Raw genomic sequence first — 17611 nt, forward strand, 5'->3', positions numbered from 1 at the left:
CAATTTGGCGTCAAGTTTTGCTTTACACCCAGAGCTTCGACTAATCCTGCTCGACGAACTCGACCGAGCTCATCATGCGCCTGATGGACGGCTCTGCACTTTGCTGACAGGCTCGCGCGGCCTCAACAAAGCATTCGATCATCAATTGGGCCGCCGTGCTGGGCGTATCGCCGCGGCGCATGAGGAGGCTCGTCGTCATCTCGGGCAGTTCGTCCTGAATCGGCAGCGCGATCATGCGCGAACGCATCAGCGGCGACTCGACAAGCGGCCACGGACACACCGTAAGCATGTCGCTGCCTTCCATCATCGCGATGGAGACAAGCGTGGACCGCGCGTAGTGAACCTGATTTGCCGCCAGCTTCACGCCATATCGTTTGAGCATGTTGCTGTGGCGCTGCTCGTGCATATCCTCGCGCATCGTCATGACCCAGTTCTGCCCATCGAGTTCATGCAGCGAGGTTGCTCGCTCGAGCGGATGACCGATACGTGCGACAATGGCCAGGCCGCACTTGAACAGATCGCGCGACACAAAGCTGGCGCTGAGGGCCTTCGGTGCGGAAAGGCCGATGGTGAAGTCAAGAGAGCCGTCGCGTAGCCCTTCGTGCGATGTACCGATGGCTTCCGCCACGTCCAGTCGCACATCCGCGCGCATGCGCTGAAAATCGCCGAGCGCGCACGGCAATATAGTCTGCGATACCCAGGGCGTGACACCGATCGTCACTGCGCCACCGGTCAGACCCTGGATCTGCTCGATCTCTTCTTCAGCGCGTTCCACCTGGGCGAGAATTAGTCTGGCATGCGCGAGTAATCGCCGCCCTGCATAAGTTAGAAGCACGCCCTGTGGTTGACGCGAGAAGAGCGGCGCCCCCGTATGCCGCTCCAGTTCGCGCAACGCGAGGCTTACAGCTGTCGCTGAAAGGCCCAAGTGCTCGGACGCCGCACGCATGCTGCCTTTCTCGGCGACGTGGATGAAACAACGCAGATGTTGAAATTTCATTGATCAACCGGGGAAACGTCTCAAACAAGCGGTAATAGTATTACGAGCCGCTTATTCCCGACCGTGCTTGTTGCTTGGCATTTTTTTCGCCACGTGTCTGTGGAAGGTTCGAACCATTCGCCAGAGCCAGCAGCCGCGACTAGATGGCCTATCGTTCGAGCACTCTCTACGCGATTGCTACGGATTGTGGCGGCGTTCGGTAGTCGACAGCCGACGCAAGCAAGCGGCGATGGCCTGTACCGGTTTTCCTCAACCAATGTTGGGCAAGCCGAAGGCCTTCATCCGGGTTTCGGAACGACATGACGGCGTTATGGCAACGTCAAACGAGCCTGGAGGCGAGCCGGTTCGCTGTGGTGGGGGGCAGGTGTATGAGTCCTCTTCTATCTCTGCACGATCGGGGTAAAGGCCGGTATCCGCGGCGGCCTGCTCGACCGCCTTCGTGGACTGAAAAGCCCCTAACTCGCCAATGTCATCTTCCCCCGCCGAGAGCCGACCACCCCATAGGCCGCTCGGGAGGCGGTATATACGCAGGATCACCGGCTGGTCTTTTTCTTGTTCCATTATTCCTCCTCGTGCTCGACTTGGACGGCCTAATACACTTCCACGGTCCTGGTAAGTGCCCGTTTCCCGCGCGGCCTCCTCTAGAGCCTCAGGGCTCTCGTATCCGTCGAAAGAGCCAATATCCTCCCCGCCGACGTGCGCCGCCGCCGAGGCCTGTTCGTCAATCGCGGCGTCTTGCTGCGTGACTTTGTCCATCTGACTTACGGCCAGATTGAACTGTTCGATGCGGCGTGGGGCTGAACGCCCCGATGATTGTCCAAAACGTCCGCTAGCCGCCAGCCCACCGCTCGTCAATAACGCGGGCTATCCGCTCGGCACAACCACTCATTTTCTGCTTTATGCAGCGCTCGTGGCAGTCCCGCTGCTGGGATGGATCAATGCATTATCGCGTGGACTGTCAGATCGGCAGGGATAGATCGTCCCCTATCCGAGCCTTTCCGCAACTGGCTCGCCATTTGGTCACCGGATGGGAGACGTCCATGGCATCCTCGCATGGCTGCTGCCCGGGCTCATTTGCCTTCATGTTGCGGCAGCATTGTTCCACCACTTTGTTCTCCGCGATGGCGTGGTGCGTCGAATGTTACCCTGAGCACAGCATGTGAACCATGAGCCGACAACTAACACAGATCCGGAAACATGACGAGAGGACATCGGGAATCTCACAAGATAAAGTCAATCGGTTGGCTCCGAGCGGCGGTCCTTGGTGCGAATGACGGCATCATTTCGACGGCCAGCCTGATCATCGGAGTCGCATCGGCGCACGCTTCTCACGGAAATTTATTACTTACCGGCGTGGCAGGACTTATCGCTGGAGCAATGTCGATGGCGACCGGTGAATACGTTTCAGTATCGTCGCAAGCCGATACCGAAAAGGCGGCGTTGGCTGAGGAAAAGGCAGAGCTCGAAAACGATGGCCCCCACGAGCATCGTGAACTGGCGGCAATCTACGAGCGGCGGGGGCTCGAGCGGGAGCTTGCTGACGAGGTCGCCCACGCATTGATGGCGCACGACGCGCTTGGCGCGCATGCCCGCGACGAACTCGGCATAACTGAGATCACCACAGCTAAGCCTTTACAGGCGGCGCTTTCTTCCGCATCGAGTTTTGCGGTGCGCGCGTCCTTACCACTCGTTGTGACGACGATATCGCCGGATCGGTGGACCGTTCCGGCGATCGCGGGAACCTCGTTGCTTTTTCTCGCGACCCTGGGCGGCTTGGCAGCGCGGGCCGGCGGCGCACCGTTGATGCCGGGCATGCTCAGGGTCATGTTCTGGAGCGCGCTATCCATGGGCGTCGCATCGGGCATCGGCAACCTGTTTGGTGCGACCTGAGCGTGCCGCACCGGTTGAGTGACATGACCGGCAACGGCTGTCGGTAATATGTGCTAAGGCTTTGGTTCGTATCACGACGCACCCACGCTAGCGGGGTTAAGTCCGTTGTACCGAGGCCGATAAACGGAGAGAGGCCATCCGGTGGCGTCCCGTGCTTTACGCTTTTGGCTCGCAGCGGATGTCGAGTCGCCATTGCGGCGTCGGGTCGGCAGCATTTCGGTCGATGCCGCATTGGTAACCTGGGCAGTGCTCTGATGATCATGGGCGGAACTGGCGGGCAGCCGTCCGTACGTCGACCGATACATGGAGAATCGGTGAAGAAGGAAGACAGGAAACGTCTCTGGCGAGCGAGCAGATTCACACAATACGCGTTATCAGCGCCCCATGCCATCGTCCTTGGCGGGACCCTCATCGCGCTGCTGCTGGTTGGCCTGTGCGCGACGGTGCTGTACCAGAGTCGGCAGGATGCGCTTGACCGCGCCCGTGAAACCTCGCGCAATCTGGGTCTCATCGCCGAGCGCGACATCAAACGCAATTTTGAGTTGTATGACCTGTCGTTGCAGGCGGTGATTCAGGGTCTGCAACGCCCCGAGGTGATGGCCGCGTCTCCGGCCTTGCGGCGCGGCGTGCTGTTCGATCACGCGATGACAGCCCAGTTTCTTGGCTCGATGCTGGTGTTGGACGCGGACGGCAATGTCGTCCTGGATTCGGCGGGCGATGTGCCGCGTCAGGGGAACTTCGCCGATCGCGAATACTTCACGATCCACCGCGACCACCCGAACGTCGGGCTGTACGTGAGCGATCCGTACGCGTCACGCCTGCGCGGCAGCACTCCCAGCATCGCACTCACGCGCCGGATCTCGCGTCCGGACGGCTCCTTTGCCGGCATCGTGGTGATCGCCATTAACCTTGAGTATTTTCACGAGCTGTTCGCCGGTCTGAAGCTTGGGCCCCACGGCTCGATGTCGCTGATCGGCAAGGACGGCATCATGGTCATGCGCCAGCCGTTCGACGTGCGCATTATTGGCCGGGACATTAGCCAGGCTGCGACATTCCGGCGATTCCGCATCGCGCCGGAGGGTACGTTTTCCGAAACGGCGTCGATCGACGGCGTGCGCCGGCTCTACTATTTCAAGAACCTGCCCGATGTGCCGCTGATCATCATGGTCGCCGAGGCCGAACAGGATATTTATGCCGCGTGGCGGACGCGCGCGCTGATCATCGGCTCACTGACGGGCGCACTCGGTCTGGGATTCGTCTTGCTTTCAGTCCTGCTCGGAGCACAGTTGCGGCGCCGGATGCGCGCGGAGTCGCAACTGCAGATGCTCGCGAGAACGGACGGGCTGACCGGCCTCAATAATCGTCGCACCCTCGGTGAGATCCTTGAGCAGGAGTGGCGCCGGGCGCGCCGCACGCGCAGTACCCTCTCTCTGCTGTTTGTCGACATCGACCGGTTCAAGGCCTACAACGACACCTACGGCCACCAGGCCGGCGACGATGCGCTCGCCGCGGTCGCGCGGTGCATCAGCGGGACTCTCCGGCGGCCCGCCGACACGGCGGCCCGTTATGGCGGTGAGGAATTCGTGGTGGTGCTGCCCGACACCTCGCCGGACGGCGCCGTGCAGATCGCCGAGACGATCCGCACGGCCATTAGTGAACTGGCGATCGAACACGCAGCTAGCGAATACGGGCGCGTTACCGCCAGCATTGGAACCGCCAGCTGGGTACCGGAGCAGGAAGGCGATGTCAGCACCGTGATCCGAGCCGCCGATGAGGCGCTGTACAGCGCGAAGGCCGCCGGCCGCAACAAAGTCGCAGCGTCTTGAGACTGCGATGATTTTTCTGCTGCTGCACGGGCATCTCGTCTAAAGAGAGCCGGTCAACGACATCGACCCCTGCACCGTTTGAAGGCTTGGTGGGTCAGTTCTAACCGCCGGCAACAACAACGACGCACGACGCCAAATATTCGTCCTGTACGAGTAAGAGATATGAAAGAAGTGGACGACGTCTGGTTTATCAATGAAAGAACCGCAGGTGACTGGATTCTCTTCGGCTTTCGTTTCAATAACCACGTGGGCATCGGCACCCTCACCGACGCAGCCCTCTCCGAGCTGTTTTTGAAAGCCGGTGACGGCGCCTGTGAGAAGGTCATTAAGGAGCTGCTGTTGCGCGCCTTGCGCAATTACATGCGTCGACACGGCAATACGGCAGCGCCCGCTCTCGGATCTCCCCTCGACTTCTCGTGAAACGAAAAAACTAAAAATCGCCAACGAGGTTAAAAGCGCCGAGCAGAAAGGTTGCTCGGGGACGACTCATCATCGCATCGATGCACGGACGGCTTTCGTTATTGAGGCAGGGTTCGCTGAGCTTCTTTCATTCCGGCCCATCTTATGAACGCAAATTCCAGGTGGAATATTTTTTGCACCGCGGATTAACAAAAGAGACCGGCCGGGGAATCGCGTGGATGTTACAGCAAGGATCATTTTGCACGAAGCGGACCCTGAATTGACCGACGAGTTACATCGATTCGTATTCGAGCTCGTCGACGAAAACGGGGCGAGGATCAATTCGATCTCACTTCGGACAGCACGCGTGCTCGCCCGGGAACTCGCTCCTACGACTGCATTCATGGAAATGGTGGTCGCGATCGCCACTGCTGACGAAAGAACCTTCGATGAGCTCATTGGACGCGTCTTCACGCCTGGCTGACCCGGCTGACCCCTCGCGTTGCCTGTTTTGTGCCAAAAAAATCTCATGAAACGACCTTAGCTGGTCTGGGCGGAAAGCGGAGGTTACGCGGCAAACTTAATCGTTCCGACCGCCCACTGAGAGCTGCATCCTCCGAGACGCGGGGTACGTACTGCACTGAAGAAGAGGCACTCGACCGCGCGGTATTGCATTCGGGAAGCCTGCTTTTCCACTGCGCTGGTGACGCTCGCTGCAGCGTAATCGAGAGGTCTATTCTGTTCAGACGCGCCGTGATTCACAGGCCATCAACAGTCTCGTCCCGCTGATCGCAATCGAACGTTATCGACGACTGATTGGCAGCCGCGATGGCTAGCGTCGCTCCCTAAAAATAATCGGCGGAACGCTCGCTTTTGCCGACGTGGCTGTCCGCGGTGACGGGCAACGAAATTCTCACCGTTGTACCCATTCCCAACCCTTGGCTGAAAGCCTCGATTGTGCCACCGTGCGCCTCCACGAGGCGCTTGCTGATTGCCAGACCCAGTCCCACTCCGCTACGAAATCTGCCTGGGTCGGCCGTGTCTGCCTGTGCGAAGCGCTCAAAGATGTGAGGGAGCGCCGCGGCATCGACGCCCATCCCGTTGTCCTTTACCTCGATCGTGGCGTGTGTCGCGTGACATTCGACGCTCGCCGTCACAGCGTCGCCGTGATTCGAGAATTTCACCGCGTTTTGAAGCACGTTGGCCAAGACTTGCCGAAGACGCTGTTCATCGCCCGCCACCACGCAGGTGTGCGCAGTTTCAAGACGCACCGTGATGCCGTTCTTCGAGGCGAGGGTTGCCGCGTCCGCGACGCTCAATCGAACCAGTTCTGCCAGATTTATTGGCTGCGTCGCCAGATGCACTTTGCCTTGGGCCACCGCTGACGCGTCCAGCAGGTCGTTCACCAGACGGGCTTGCGCTCTGGTGCTGTCTTCGATTCTTCGGAGCGCATTGTCGATCGTCGAGGGCGAGCTCGCCGCTGTGCGCTTCAGCACTTCTACCCACGACAAAACGATATTGAGCGGATTCCGCAGTTCGTGGCTGACTGCCGCAATGAAGGCGTCTTTGGTCACATTTTCCTTCTCCGCAAGCTCACGGGCCCGACTTTGCTCATCCAGCATGATCGCGGTGAGCTTCTCAAACGCCTTTCGTTCCGTGATATCGGCAAACGTGATGGCAACACCGTCGAAAAGCCTGACGCAGGTGATGCGAAACCATCCTGAGATGCCGTCCCCGACATATTCCTGTTCAACCGTCGTCGGCACGCCGTCCGCCAGAACCCGCGCATAGACGGCAAAGAGACCATTTGCCAGTGCGCTCGGGAAGCGGCTCAAGAACCGCTGCCCGATAACGTCGCGCTCGGTGGCGCCCCAAAAGCGAAGTGCGGCGGGATTGGCATAATCGAATGAAAAATCTGCGACGGTGGTTCCCGCACGGACGGCCTTCAAAATCACAAAAGGATCAACCGCGACTTCCTGCGCTGCCTTGAAGCGCTGCTCGCTCGCCACCAACTGGTTCGACCTCAGCGACAGTTCGCGCGAGTGCTCGTTTTGACGAATACGCGCTTCCTTACGGGTCTGGACCAGCGCCGCCATCAACGCCAGACCAAGCACCGCAAGAATGGCGATGAAGATCTCAAACACAAAACTGCGTTCGTCGAAATCCGTTGCGGCTCGGCTAATGCAGTTGGGCGCGAATATCGCTGCGGCCATCGCGGTGTAGTGCAAACCGGACACCGCTAGTCCCATCACGCACGCAGCGCCAACTTGCTTCACGCGCTTGGCACGTGCGGTCGCCCGCAACTGCGTGACCATTCGAAGCGCCACATAGGAGGCGGCCATCCCGATGATCACGGACAATGCGGCGGGGACCGGTCTATAACGAATCGGCGGGCTCATTTGCATGGCCGACATGCCGGAATAATGCATGACTGCGATGCCGACGCCCATCAGCATTGCGCCGACCAACACCGAACCGCGCGAAGGATTGAGTGGCGTGACGAAAGTCAGTCCTAGCCAGCAGACGAGCACGGCCGCCGCCCACGAGGCCAAAGTCGTCGTGAAGCCAAAGCCCACGGGTACCGGCAACCGGAACGCCAGCATGCCGACAAAATGCATCGACCAGATCCCCGTGCCCAATACCAGCGCGATGACCGCGACCCAAACCGCGTTGGTCCCGTGAACCTGCGAGGACCGCGCGTCGACCATGCGCAAAGCGACGAAAGACATCGCAGTCGCCAGCAAGATCGATAGAAAGACTAAGGGAAGACTGTAAGATCCGGACATGAGGTCATGTGACTGGGCGAAGTGCTTGGATTCTACGGTTGACGTTTTGAAAGCTCCCCGGTTCTCTGTGGGAATTTTGCGACAATTGATTCCCGACCAAGTAAGACTAACCGATATTCATGCCGCCGCCCCGATCGACGATGTCCGTTTCGCAGCCCTCGACAACGGCACGTTCCTTGGTATCGCGACACCCATCTGGGTTCTCGTCGTGCTGCCGGTCGTCAACCATTTTGTCCTGGCGAAAACCGTGTTCGGCCGCAAGGCTTATTTTGCGGGCGGCAACCGTGAAGCCGCCCTGTATTCCGGCATCAACGTACGACGCCTGCGGATCGTCCCAGTCGAGATAATGGCCACGGAGCGCGGGCAGTCGCTCTGCACCGCTGCGGGGCTCAACGTACCTTCGTCGACACGGCAGCATTGGACGGTGAGGCCCGCTCCGGGCCGGCGGTATGGGTCCTCGTCATAGCTGAACGCGTTGCGGCACGGCAGCGGCATCTTCCGCAGGTTAAAGACCCGTTACCGCGTCCCCGCAGCGAACCGGCCTCTGAACGGCTCGAACGCTTCATTCGCAGTCAAAGCGCTTCTCCGCTGCCCGACGAACTTCGCGCCGAGGCACGCAAACCGGCAGCCCAGTTGTCAAGTGAGACGGAGCGGACGGCGGCTGGCAAGGACAGGTAATCTATAGCACTCCAAGAAATAACGCTACGACGGCGTTATATTAAGCCACTGACGCGAGGTACCCGCGCGACTTGAGTGGCTCTGACCCACCCTTCGAGGTTATCTAGCGCACGCAATAGTGGATGGCTTGTATGAAACGTAAAGCGGTCTTTGAAGGCACGGCGCACGCGCGCAGCGCTGAACGCCGACATGATCATGATCATAAAGCGCCGCCAGCAGCCAAGGTCAATGTAAGCTTCTCGCTATATTGGACATCGTACGATCATCGGACATGAAAAAACCGCAGGCTGCTCCGATTGTGCGTACGACCAAATCGGCTCGCCAACTTTCGGAGTTGATATGCCAGAGGGAACTGCGACACGGCGCGTTGCATCGCTTTGCCCCGCACAATTGCAGCGACGTTGGAGCTTATACTGCCTGGTACTACTTCTTGGCTTCTTCTCCACGGCCGTCCATGCCGGCGAGCGTTGGCGAGTCGTTATTCTTCCGGGCGCCGACCCTACGCAGCCAGCGGTAGCCATCCAAATTCGAGCGCTGCGTAGCGCGCTGACCGCAGCCGCACCGGATGGCGTCGAGTTTTATACCGACTCTCTTGACGAGTTGCGATTCGACAGGAACGACTTGACTCCGCAGTTTCTCGCGCTCCTTAAAAAGAAGTACGAGAACAAACGAATCGATCTGGTGATTGGCATCGCCGACTTCGCGCTCGAGTTCACCACGCGATATCACAAGGACATCTGGCCCAAGGCATCCATCCTGATCACAAGCATCGACGAAAGCCGTGTCGCTCGAATGCCTCCAGATTTCGCTTATATCGCCTGGCATTTTGACGCGGACAATACAATCGCACTCGCGGAAGCAATCCAGCCGCAAGCGACGCACCTGGTGATCGTGGCAGGAAGCAGCATTTTCGACGACTTCACCGCGCGGCTGGCCGAACAGGCGGCTCGCTCGCGCCGATCCCGAAAATGGGATGTCAACGTATGGAGCGGACTGACCCTAAGGGAATTGCAAACCCGGCTGAGTGACCTTGACCCGTCCGCCGCAGCGGTCATCTACACGACGATGTATCGCGACCGTGAAGGTCGAACCTTCTTCCCGTTCGAAGTTGTCGCTCCGATCGCACGTGCGTCGCGTGCTCCGATTTACGGGTGGTATCCGACTTACCTGAATCAAGGTCTGCTAGGCGGTGCGGTCATAAGCTACGAGGACAACGGACGTCGCGCCGGCGAGCTCGCCGCATCCATCTTGCTTGGCAAGGTCTCGCCCCACGGCGCGACTTTGCCGACGGAACGTTCTCATTGCATCGTGGACAGGGGCCAGGCCGACAGGTTGGCGGTTCGCCCTTCCCTAATTCCAGAGGACTGTGAACAACTCAATGTGCCTCGGTCTCTCTGGAATCAGTATCGAGGCACTGTTCTCTTCGTGGCTGCTGTGGTGGCGCTGCAAGCCTTAACAATTGCCGCCTTGCTCTGGCAGCATCGCAAGCGAAGAGTTGCCGAAGAAGCCGCAACGGTAAGTGCCAACGAACTCGCCAGAGCCGCACGCATCTCGTCTGCCGGTGAGTTGAGCGCCTCGATTGCGCACGAAGTCGGTCAACCGCTAGGTGCCATTCTGAGCAACGCCGACGCGGCTGGATTAATCCTGGAGCATCGCGAGCCCGAGGTGCCCGAACTGCAGCAGATTCTCGCAGATGTGCGCCGTGATGCCGTGCGCGCGAGTCAGGTTGTACAACGCTTGCGCGATTTGCTAAGAAAGCAGCCCGTCGAGTTCGCCGAATTGAACTTGAATCTGACAGTCGACGAAACCCTGACATTGTTGGCGCCTGAAGCTCGGCGCCGCCGCATCGCGATCCAATCGGAGCTTGGCACAGCGTGTCCTGGTATCGTCGGCGATCGGGTTCAGCTTCAGCAGGTGCTTCTGAATCTCTCAGTGAATGCGATGGACGCAATGCATGAAACGGAAAACTCGAAGCGCATTCTCACGGTAATGACGCAGTCTGCCGATCACGGCGTCAAACTGACGGTCGCAGATCGCGGTCACGGCATCCCCGAAGCAATGCGATCGAAGCTTTTCGACTCCTTTTTCACGACCAAAGCACATGGCATGGGGCTGGGGCTTTCGATCGCGCGGACGATCGTCGAGAGTCATGGGGGTACCATCACATCTCAATCCAGAGAGGGCGGCGGCAGCGCATTTCTCGTATGGCTGCCGTGTGCAAGACGAAGTGGTTCTCACGCGCGGCATCTGCATCTTCGTAATGCGGCGCGTGAAACGTGACCCACGAATGCGGAGTACACCACCCGCATATCAAGGCTCGGCGATCGTGAACCAGAAATCAAACTTGTCGAAGTTTCCGAGCATGTCCTTGAACATCGCCGAGTCGCCATCGATCTTAACCTGACCGCTCTCGGCGAGATTGCCAAGCTTGATTTTTCCGAGGGCAATGTCGTCAAGCGTTGTGCGATTCAACGTGACGGTGCCGTCCGTCTTGTCGAGTTGCTTGTTCTTTCGATAGTTCATCACCCCATTTTTCACTGTCAACACGTACTGCTCTTTCGTGTCAGGGAAGCTCAGATTGTAGACATATGACTTGTTGCCCGCTCGCGGTCCGTTGAGGTGAATGGCCAGGAAGTCGAGGAACATATCCGTCGTCATGCCGCGAATGATGTCGGGCGAACTCGTGTTGGGGGTCGCCGCCTTCTGTACACCGCCGCGCAACTCCTGCGCGCCCGATAGATAAAAGTTGCGCGCCGGTCCCGATTCCGCCTGATAGCCCAGTTGTTCCAGCGCGTCTGCTTCGACGCTGCGCGCCTCACGATTCTGCGGATCGGCGAAGACAACCTTGTTTGCAACGGTCGCAGCCCAGCGGTAATCTCCTTGCCTGTATGCGGCCTTCGCGGTGTCGATCATTTTGGCCGCGCCAACCATGGCGACGTACTTCTTGGCCTCTTCCGCCGGCGGATACGGGTTGAAGTTCGCCGGGTTGCCGTCCCAGAAACCGAGATACAGTTGGTATGTCGCGCGTACGTTGTGCTTGAGATCACCGTAATAGCCGCGGTTGTAGAACTCCTTGGCGAGGCTGTCGGGCAGCTTGAACTGCTCGGCGATCTCGTTCATCGTCAAGCCCTGGTTGGCCATGCGCAACACCTGGTCGTTGATGTACTTGTATAGGTCGCGCTGCTTCTCCAGATGTTCGACGACGCGCTGATTGCCCCACTGCGGCCAGTGGTGACTGCCGAAAGACACGACGGCGTCGCTGCCCCACATGTCGATGGTTTCGTCGAGCGTGCTCGTCCATTTCTGCGCGCTGCGCACTTTCGCGCCGCGCAGCGTCAGGAGGTTGTGCAGCGTGTGATTGGCATCCTCGGCCAGGTCGATTGCCTTGAACTGCGGGAAGTAGAACAGCATCTCGGCGGGTGCTTCGGTGCCGGGCGCCATCTGGAAGACGATGTCGATGCCGTCGATGGTCATCTTCTCGCCGGTCTTGTCGATGATCTTGTTCGGCGGGAACAGCGTGATGGTGCCCGCCGCGGTCGTGAGTCCGAGACCACCGCCGACTGTGCCTTCGGGATTCTTCGGCAGCAGATTGCCGTACATGTACGACGCGCGCCGACTCATCACGTTGCCGGCGAAGACGTTTTCGCTGACGGCTTCTTCCATGAAACCTTCCGGAGCGACGACCGGGATCTTGCCTGAGCGCGCGTCCGCTTCGTCGACGACCGCCCGGATACCCGCGAAGTGATCGACATGCGAATGCGTGAAGATCACGCCGGTCACGGGCAAGCGCTCGACCTTGTCGTTGACCAGATCGAGCGCGGCCTTCGCGGTCTCGGTCGACGTCAGCGGATCGATGACGACCCAGCCCGTCTTCCCGCGAATGAAGGTCATGTTCGCGAGGTCGATGTTGCGCACCTGATAGATACCATCGACCACCTTGAAGAGTCCGCGCGTCGACAGCAGCTCCGACTGCCGCCATAGGCTGGGATTCACCGTTGCGGGGGCCGGCCCATTCTGATGCAAAAAGTCGTACTGGGAGAGATCGATAACGGTATTGCCGGCGCTGCCTTTGATCACTGCACTCGGCAGATCCGCGATGAAGCCGCGACGCACGTCCTCGAAATCCTGGGTGTTCGAGAACGGCAGATAGTCGGCGACTGCCTGATTGGCCTTGCGCGTAGCGTCGGTCGCCGGGTTGGGCGCGGCGCTCGTCACGGTCATAGCCCCGTCGATCGCCATGACAGTAAGAGCGACCACCCAGCGAAGTTTCATGGACATGCTCCACCCCTATTGGTGAGACGACGTAAGAATCATTCACGCCAACGATGGGGAGCGCCATAGGGATATTGGGCAACGGCATTGCCCCTTGGGGCAACGGCTCCCCACCTACAATCGAATTGCCCCTGGGGGCAATTCGATTGCCCGTCGTCCCAATAGCATTGGTCGACCGTCTGATGCCATATTTCCACGACAAACCGTTCATCGAGAGTCGGAGATGCACGCATCAGACGAACAGCCGGATGGCGCTTCGAGTGCGGGATCTGAGCATCCCTCGTTGGCGTTCTCGATCGTCCGAGACGATGCAGCCTTTCGGTTGCAGCGACGAATCGGCCTGATACCGTCTGAAGGTTTAGGCGTCGTCCGGCGCGCGCTATTCCTGGCAGCCATTTGCTGGCTTCCCATCGCTCTGTGGGCAGTTGCTACCGGCCGTGCGTCGCTGACTCATGGCGAGGACTCGCTCGCCTCACACTTCGGCATCCACGTCCGCTGCCTTGTTGCAATCCCGCTGCTCATCATCGCCGAGCATGCGGCGCAACGATCGTTTCGGCCGTTCCTACGATACTTCCTGGAGACGGGCCTCGTTTTACCCGCCGACATGCCCAAATTCGACGAGGCCATTGCGCGCGTCGTTCGCCTCAAGCGTCGCGTCTTGCCGTGGGTCTTGATTCTAGGTTGTGTCGTCGCGTGGGCCAGTGCCGGCGTGCTCCTCTCCCCCAAAGAAGACGTTGGCTGGGTCAGCACGTCCGACCGAATTCCGTTCGCGGGTTGGTGGTTCATCCTCGTTGTCCGCCCGATCTTCACCGCAATTGTGTTGGCGTGGATCTGGCGGGCCTGCATCGTCTTCATCTTGATGCTGAATCTGGCGAGACTTCCACTCTCGCTCGTCCCGACCCATCCCGATCGAGCCGGAGGACTGGCCTTCGTCGAACGAATTGCCTTCATGTTTAGTCCTGTCGCCTTCGCGGTCTCCGCGGTCGTCGCTGCGGCGTTCGCCCACGACGTTGTCTACCATGGCGTCGATCCGATGACCATGAAGGGTTTGTTGTTTGGCGCCGCCGCCCTTGTCTCGATCGTCCTTTTGCTTCCGTTCGCGCCGCTTATGCTCACGCTCACCCGGCTCAAACGCCGCGCCACGCTCGAGTATGGGTCGTTGGTCGGACGGCATGGTCGGCTTGTACACCGGCGTTGGATCACTGGCGAGGATATTGGGTCGCCAGAGATCCTCGACGCGCCGGACCTCGGCCCCGTCGCCGACGTGCACAGCATCTATGAGGCGGTCCGTCGCATCAAGCCCTTTCCATTTACCAAGCTCGGGTTGCTGGCCATTGTGGCGCCTGCCTCGGCACCCATGCTCTTCATAGCCGTCATGCAGTTTCCCCTTCCCGCCGTGATCGGAAAAATTGTGAAGGCGCTTCTTTGAGCGCTACCTGCCACAGACCCGGAAGGAGCCGAACGTGCCAAAGCTGGTTAGCCATCCAATTACCTTTCTCGTGCTCACTTTGTTCCTGATGTCCGTAGCTGCCTACCTCGGCTCAGTATTACGCCGAGCGCGGCCGATGGCAGACGACATGCGTGAGGACTTCGGAGTCGTTCAGTCGGCGGCTCTAACCCTTCTTGCTCTGATCATCGGCTTCAGCCTTTCGATGGCGGTGGGACGCTACGATCAGCGCAAAAACCTTGAAGAAGAGGAAGCGAATGCGATCGGAACGGAGTTGCTGCGCGCTGAACTCCTTCCCGCAGCCCAGGCTTCGGAGATCCGTACTCTTCTGAGGCACTATATCGATCAGCGAATCAAGTTCTATCAAACCGGTGACGGCGACGAACTGCAGCAAGTCAGCACGACGACGGCTCAATTGCAATCGAACCTTTGGACGGCCGCGCGCTCCGGCGCGAACGCGCAACCAAGTCCGCTCACCGCACTTGCGACCGCCGGAATGAACGATGTCATCAATACGCAGGGCTATACACAAGCTGCCTGGTGGAACCATATCCCACCCTCGGCATGGGCGCTCATGGTCATCATCGGTTTCTTCTGCAACGTCCTGATCGGCTACGGCACGCGAAGTTCAAGACCGGGGAGACGCTTCCTCATCATCATGCCGTTGATTGTTTCGATTTCGTTCACACTCATCGCGGACATTGATAGCCCGCGAAACGGCCTCATCCAGGTGAAACCGCAAAACCTGATAGCGACGGCGGCTTCGATCCCGAGCCAGTAGCGGCATCGGGAGGCGCACAGCCTCGCCGAAACTTGTGGTATCTGTGTGAGTGCGGGAGGACGCAACGACACACGCGGTGCGCCGAATCGGTGAACTGCGAGCGTGATCTGACATGCTACGAAAATGACGACAAAGCGAGGAAACGAGAGTTGATCGATCATGCAGAAGCGGTCGTCCACATCGTGGATGACGACGAAGCCATGCGCACCGCCTTGTCACGGCTCTTGAAGAACGCCGGCTATGCGGTGCAAGCCTATGCGAGCGCCGGCGACTTCCTCGTGGCAGAACCCAATCCGCTTCCGGGCTGCTTACTCTTGGACTTGGAGCTCCCCGGTCCCAGCGGCTTGGAACTGCAGCACGCGCTGCAACGCAGGGAGCGCGCGATCCCGATCGTTTTCATCAGCGCCTATCAGGACATTCCAAAAACGGTCCTCGCTATAAAAGCTGGTGCCAGCGACTTTCTTTTGAAACCCATCGATTCGCAAGCGTTGCTCGCGGCTATCGAAAGCGCGCTCGCCGCAGCCGACGGCGCTACTGTGGAACATGAATCACCGTTGCCTAGTGATGCTGTGCTCAGCGAGCGCGAGCAAGTCGTGTTACGCGGCATCATCGCCGGCAAATTGAATAAACAGATTGCCGCGGAACTCGGCCTAAGCGAAAGAACAATCAAATCTTGTCGAGCCGAACTCATGCGCAAGTTTGACGCACACTCACTTGCAGATCTCATTCGACGCGCGGAACCGATTACCCGCGCGGCGGATGTGTAGATGAACTTGGCTTGCCCCCAAGGGCAACTTCGTTGCCCCTCATCCCGATAGTCAGGCAGCGCGCCCGGCACGACACTTGACGTATCTCCCCGTGGCCGGCCATGAGCGATACCAAACAGACGATCGTCATTGTCGAAGACGATGACGGCATGCGGCGTGCGCTACAACGCCTGCTAACGCTGGCGGGATACAACGCGCTTGCTTACGAGAGCGCTGAAGCACTCAACGCCGCAAGCGGCATCGAGCGCGCTTCTTGCCTTGTCCTGGACGTCCAGCTTCCCGGAGCTTCCGGGCCGTCTCTGTACGCACAACTCCGCGAACCGCGCCCTCCGGCCATCTTCATTACATCGCACGACAGCGAGACGACGCGCCGGGTGGTAGCGAACGCCGGCGGTGTGCACTTTCTGGTCAAGCCCTTCGCGGGCACAGACTTGCTAAAACTCATAGCGACGTTAGGGACGCGCTGACCGAAAAAACATTGCCCTGCAGCCGTCCATTGCATTGGATTCATACGCGGTTGGGCCGCAGGGTCGACCGGCTCATTGCGCATCCCTCAGCAGCCTCTCAAGAAGGAATGTGAACACGTGCCCGAAAGGCCGCACATGGGCGCAAACGATCGTTTGGCAAACGATCAAGTGCGACGTGGTTCGAGGCGTGGAGCTCGGGCGACCGAGATCGCGGCCCACAATCTTCGAGCGCCGTCGTGTGCCGCGTGCGAGGCTTTTTTTAAATGTCGAACACGACATTCTCACGTTGCTTCTGCAAACGCGGCAATCGACACGTCGGCGTTATGTCAGGCCCTTGACTCGCGCCCCCCCGGCGGGTGGTTGTGCTACGGAGACCCTGCAGTCAGCTATCGTTCCAGCCAGTTCTCAATCGTGAGTCCGCGAATACGGCTGAACTCTTTGGTATTGTCGGTCACGAGTATGAGCCGCAAGGCACGGGCGTGAGCGCCAATCAAGAGATCGTTACCGCCTATCGGTTGGCCTGCCGCCTCCAACTCGGCCCGGACGCCGCCATATTCTGCGTCGGCGGGGGCATCTAGCGGCAATACCGGAATTGTTGCGAGGACAGCGTCTACCTTGGCAAGCAACTTCGCGGAGCCTTTTTTAGCGCATCCATAGCGCAATTCCGCCGCAACGATGATGCTCGTGCATATCGTCTTTGGATCAATTTGTTCGATATGACTTGCAACTTTCCCGAAAGGATTTCGGATCATGTCGCTGATGATGTTCGTGTCCAGCAGATAGCCGCTCAAAATATATCCTCGGGGCGAGCAGGCATATCGTCGATTTCCGGAAAATGATCTTCGGGCCCAAGCGGTGGCTCCTGTCTCCACTCGGCCAATAGTTCCAGAATGTTCGCGGGCGTTTTCACCGGTTCGATGATGAGCTTGTCGCCCTCGCGATGAATCAAAACACGATCACCCGGCAACTCGAACTCGACGGGAATACGCACCGCTTGGCTGCGATTATTGCGGAACAGCTTGGCCTCTTTGGGCCGCATCGATCGCGTTGGAATCGGCATAGTTGGACCTCTCTATGTATATACAAATTGTATATGCCATCGTCCATAAGGTCAAGGTCGCGACGGCGCGCTCGGCTCTTGGAGGCGGCGTCGACTTCGATCGTTAGTTGCAGTGATGCCTGCTGCTTGCGTAGCCAGCTCACAATGGCGCACGCCCGGTGTCCGGACCGATGCTGGCCCTGATCATTCCCTCCTGGAACCCAGCCCGCCAAGTGCCAACTTGTGAGCGGCGAACCACTGA

General features: G+C 59.2%; 16 protein-coding genes and 1 pseudogene. 11 read left to right on the top strand and 6 right to left on the bottom strand.

Features of this window, described 5'->3' with window-relative positions; translation table 11 throughout:
- Window positions 1–40 precede the first annotated feature (40 nt).
- Both AWB77_RS21875 and AWB77_RS35955 read right to left on the bottom strand, forming a co-directional pair.
- Window positions 41–997 (bottom strand): LysR family transcriptional regulator, encoded by a 957-nt coding sequence (locus tag AWB77_RS21875; protein ID WP_061136517.1) that lies wholly within the window; start codon window positions 995–997, stop codon window positions 41–43.
- Window positions 998–1246: 249 nt separating this feature from the next.
- Window positions 1247–1558 (bottom strand): hypothetical protein, encoded by a 312-nt coding sequence (locus AWB77_RS35955; RefSeq protein WP_157694867.1) that lies wholly within the window; start codon window positions 1556–1558, stop codon window positions 1247–1249.
- A 310-nt stretch (window positions 1559–1868) separates the two neighbouring features.
- On the opposite strand from AWB77_RS35955, the pseudogene AWB77_RS35160 reads away from it, so the two are divergent.
- The 5 genes and pseudogenes from AWB77_RS35160 to AWB77_RS21900 all read left to right on the top strand — a co-directional run.
- Window positions 1869–2147 (top strand): annotated as a pseudogene (locus AWB77_RS35160) (cytochrome b); the annotation flags it as partial.
- Between the two features lie 47 nt (window positions 2148–2194).
- Window positions 2195–2887 carry a VIT1/CCC1 transporter family protein gene (locus tag AWB77_RS21885; RefSeq protein WP_061136519.1) on the top strand — a complete coding sequence of 231 codons (693 nt, stop codon included), beginning with the start codon at window positions 2195–2197 and terminating at the stop codon, window positions 2885–2887.
- Between the two features lie 314 nt (window positions 2888–3201).
- Window positions 3202–4713, top strand: coding sequence for a sensor domain-containing diguanylate cyclase (locus AWB77_RS21890; RefSeq protein ID WP_061136591.1), 1512 nt, complete (start codon window positions 3202–3204; stop codon window positions 4711–4713).
- 162 nt (window positions 4714–4875) lie between these two features.
- Window positions 4876–5133: a hypothetical protein gene (locus AWB77_RS21895; RefSeq protein WP_061136520.1), complete on the top strand. Its 258-nt coding sequence runs from the start codon at window positions 4876–4878 to the stop codon at window positions 5131–5133.
- Between the two features lie 214 nt (window positions 5134–5347).
- Entirely contained in the window at window positions 5348–5596 is a 249-nt protein-coding gene (locus AWB77_RS21900; protein ID WP_061136521.1) for a hypothetical protein, read from the top strand.
- Window positions 5597–5957: 361 nt separating this feature from the next.
- On the opposite strand, the gene AWB77_RS21905 is transcribed toward AWB77_RS21900, so the two are convergent.
- The gene (locus AWB77_RS21905) at window positions 5958–7841 is read right to left on the bottom strand and encodes an MHYT domain-containing protein (protein WP_167354165.1); all 1884 of its coding nucleotides are present in this window, start codon (window positions 7839–7841) and stop codon (window positions 5958–5960) included.
- Between the two features lie 82 nt (window positions 7842–7923).
- Here AWB77_RS21905 and AWB77_RS35165 point away from each other — a divergent pair, with 82 nt between their 5' ends.
- Together AWB77_RS35165 and AWB77_RS21915 are read left to right on the top strand one after the other, a co-directional pair.
- Window positions 7924–8364, top strand: a complete 441-nt coding sequence (locus tag AWB77_RS35165; RefSeq protein WP_244158603.1) for an ABC transporter permease subunit — start codon at window positions 7924–7926, stop codon at window positions 8362–8364.
- 551 nt (window positions 8365–8915) lie between these two features.
- Window positions 8916–10856 carry a sensor histidine kinase gene (locus AWB77_RS21915; protein WP_082852711.1) on the top strand — a complete coding sequence of 647 codons (1941 nt, stop codon included), beginning with the start codon at window positions 8916–8918 and terminating at the stop codon, window positions 10854–10856.
- Window positions 10857–10886: 30 nt separating this feature from the next.
- Here AWB77_RS21915 and AWB77_RS21920 read toward each other — a convergent pair whose 3' ends face one another.
- A complete protein-coding gene (locus AWB77_RS21920; protein WP_061136525.1) occupies window positions 10887–12848 on the bottom strand; it encodes an alkyl/aryl-sulfatase in 1962 nt (653 codons plus the stop codon).
- Window positions 12849–13071: 223 nt separating this feature from the next.
- Between AWB77_RS21920 and AWB77_RS21925 the strand changes: the two genes are divergently transcribed.
- From AWB77_RS21925 to AWB77_RS21940, 4 genes are all read left to right on the top strand, one after another.
- Window positions 13072–14277, top strand: a complete 1206-nt coding sequence (locus AWB77_RS21925; RefSeq protein ID WP_061136526.1) for a hypothetical protein — start codon at window positions 13072–13074, stop codon at window positions 14275–14277.
- A gap of 34 nt (window positions 14278–14311) precedes the next feature.
- Window positions 14312–15076 carry a bestrophin-like domain gene (locus tag AWB77_RS21930; RefSeq protein ID WP_082852712.1) on the top strand — a complete coding sequence of 255 codons (765 nt, stop codon included), beginning with the start codon at window positions 14312–14314 and terminating at the stop codon, window positions 15074–15076.
- Window positions 15077–15225: 149 nt separating this feature from the next.
- Window positions 15226–15843, top strand: a complete 618-nt coding sequence (locus AWB77_RS21935) for a response regulator transcription factor (RefSeq protein WP_074168932.1) — start codon at window positions 15226–15228, stop codon at window positions 15841–15843.
- Window positions 15844–15944: 101 nt separating this feature from the next.
- Window positions 15945–16310: a response regulator transcription factor gene (locus AWB77_RS21940; RefSeq protein WP_061136527.1), complete on the top strand. Its 366-nt coding sequence runs from the start codon at window positions 15945–15947 to the stop codon at window positions 16308–16310.
- Between the two features lie 386 nt (window positions 16311–16696).
- Here AWB77_RS21940 and AWB77_RS21945 read toward each other — a convergent pair whose 3' ends face one another.
- Window positions 16697–17101: a type II toxin-antitoxin system VapC family toxin gene (locus AWB77_RS21945; RefSeq protein WP_061136528.1), complete on the bottom strand. Its 405-nt coding sequence runs from the start codon at window positions 17099–17101 to the stop codon at window positions 16697–16699.
- Complete coding sequence (locus AWB77_RS21950; RefSeq protein WP_061136529.1) at window positions 17098–17370, bottom strand: AbrB/MazE/SpoVT family DNA-binding domain-containing protein; 273 nt, start codon at window positions 17368–17370, stop codon at window positions 17098–17100. The genes AWB77_RS21945 and AWB77_RS21950 overlap by 4 nt, the downstream gene beginning before the upstream one ends.
- Window positions 17371–17611 lie beyond the last annotated feature (241 nt).

It is taken from the genome of Caballeronia fortuita (assembly GCF_001544835.2).
Classification (GTDB): domain Bacteria; phylum Pseudomonadota; class Gammaproteobacteria; order Burkholderiales; family Burkholderiaceae; genus Caballeronia; species Caballeronia fortuita.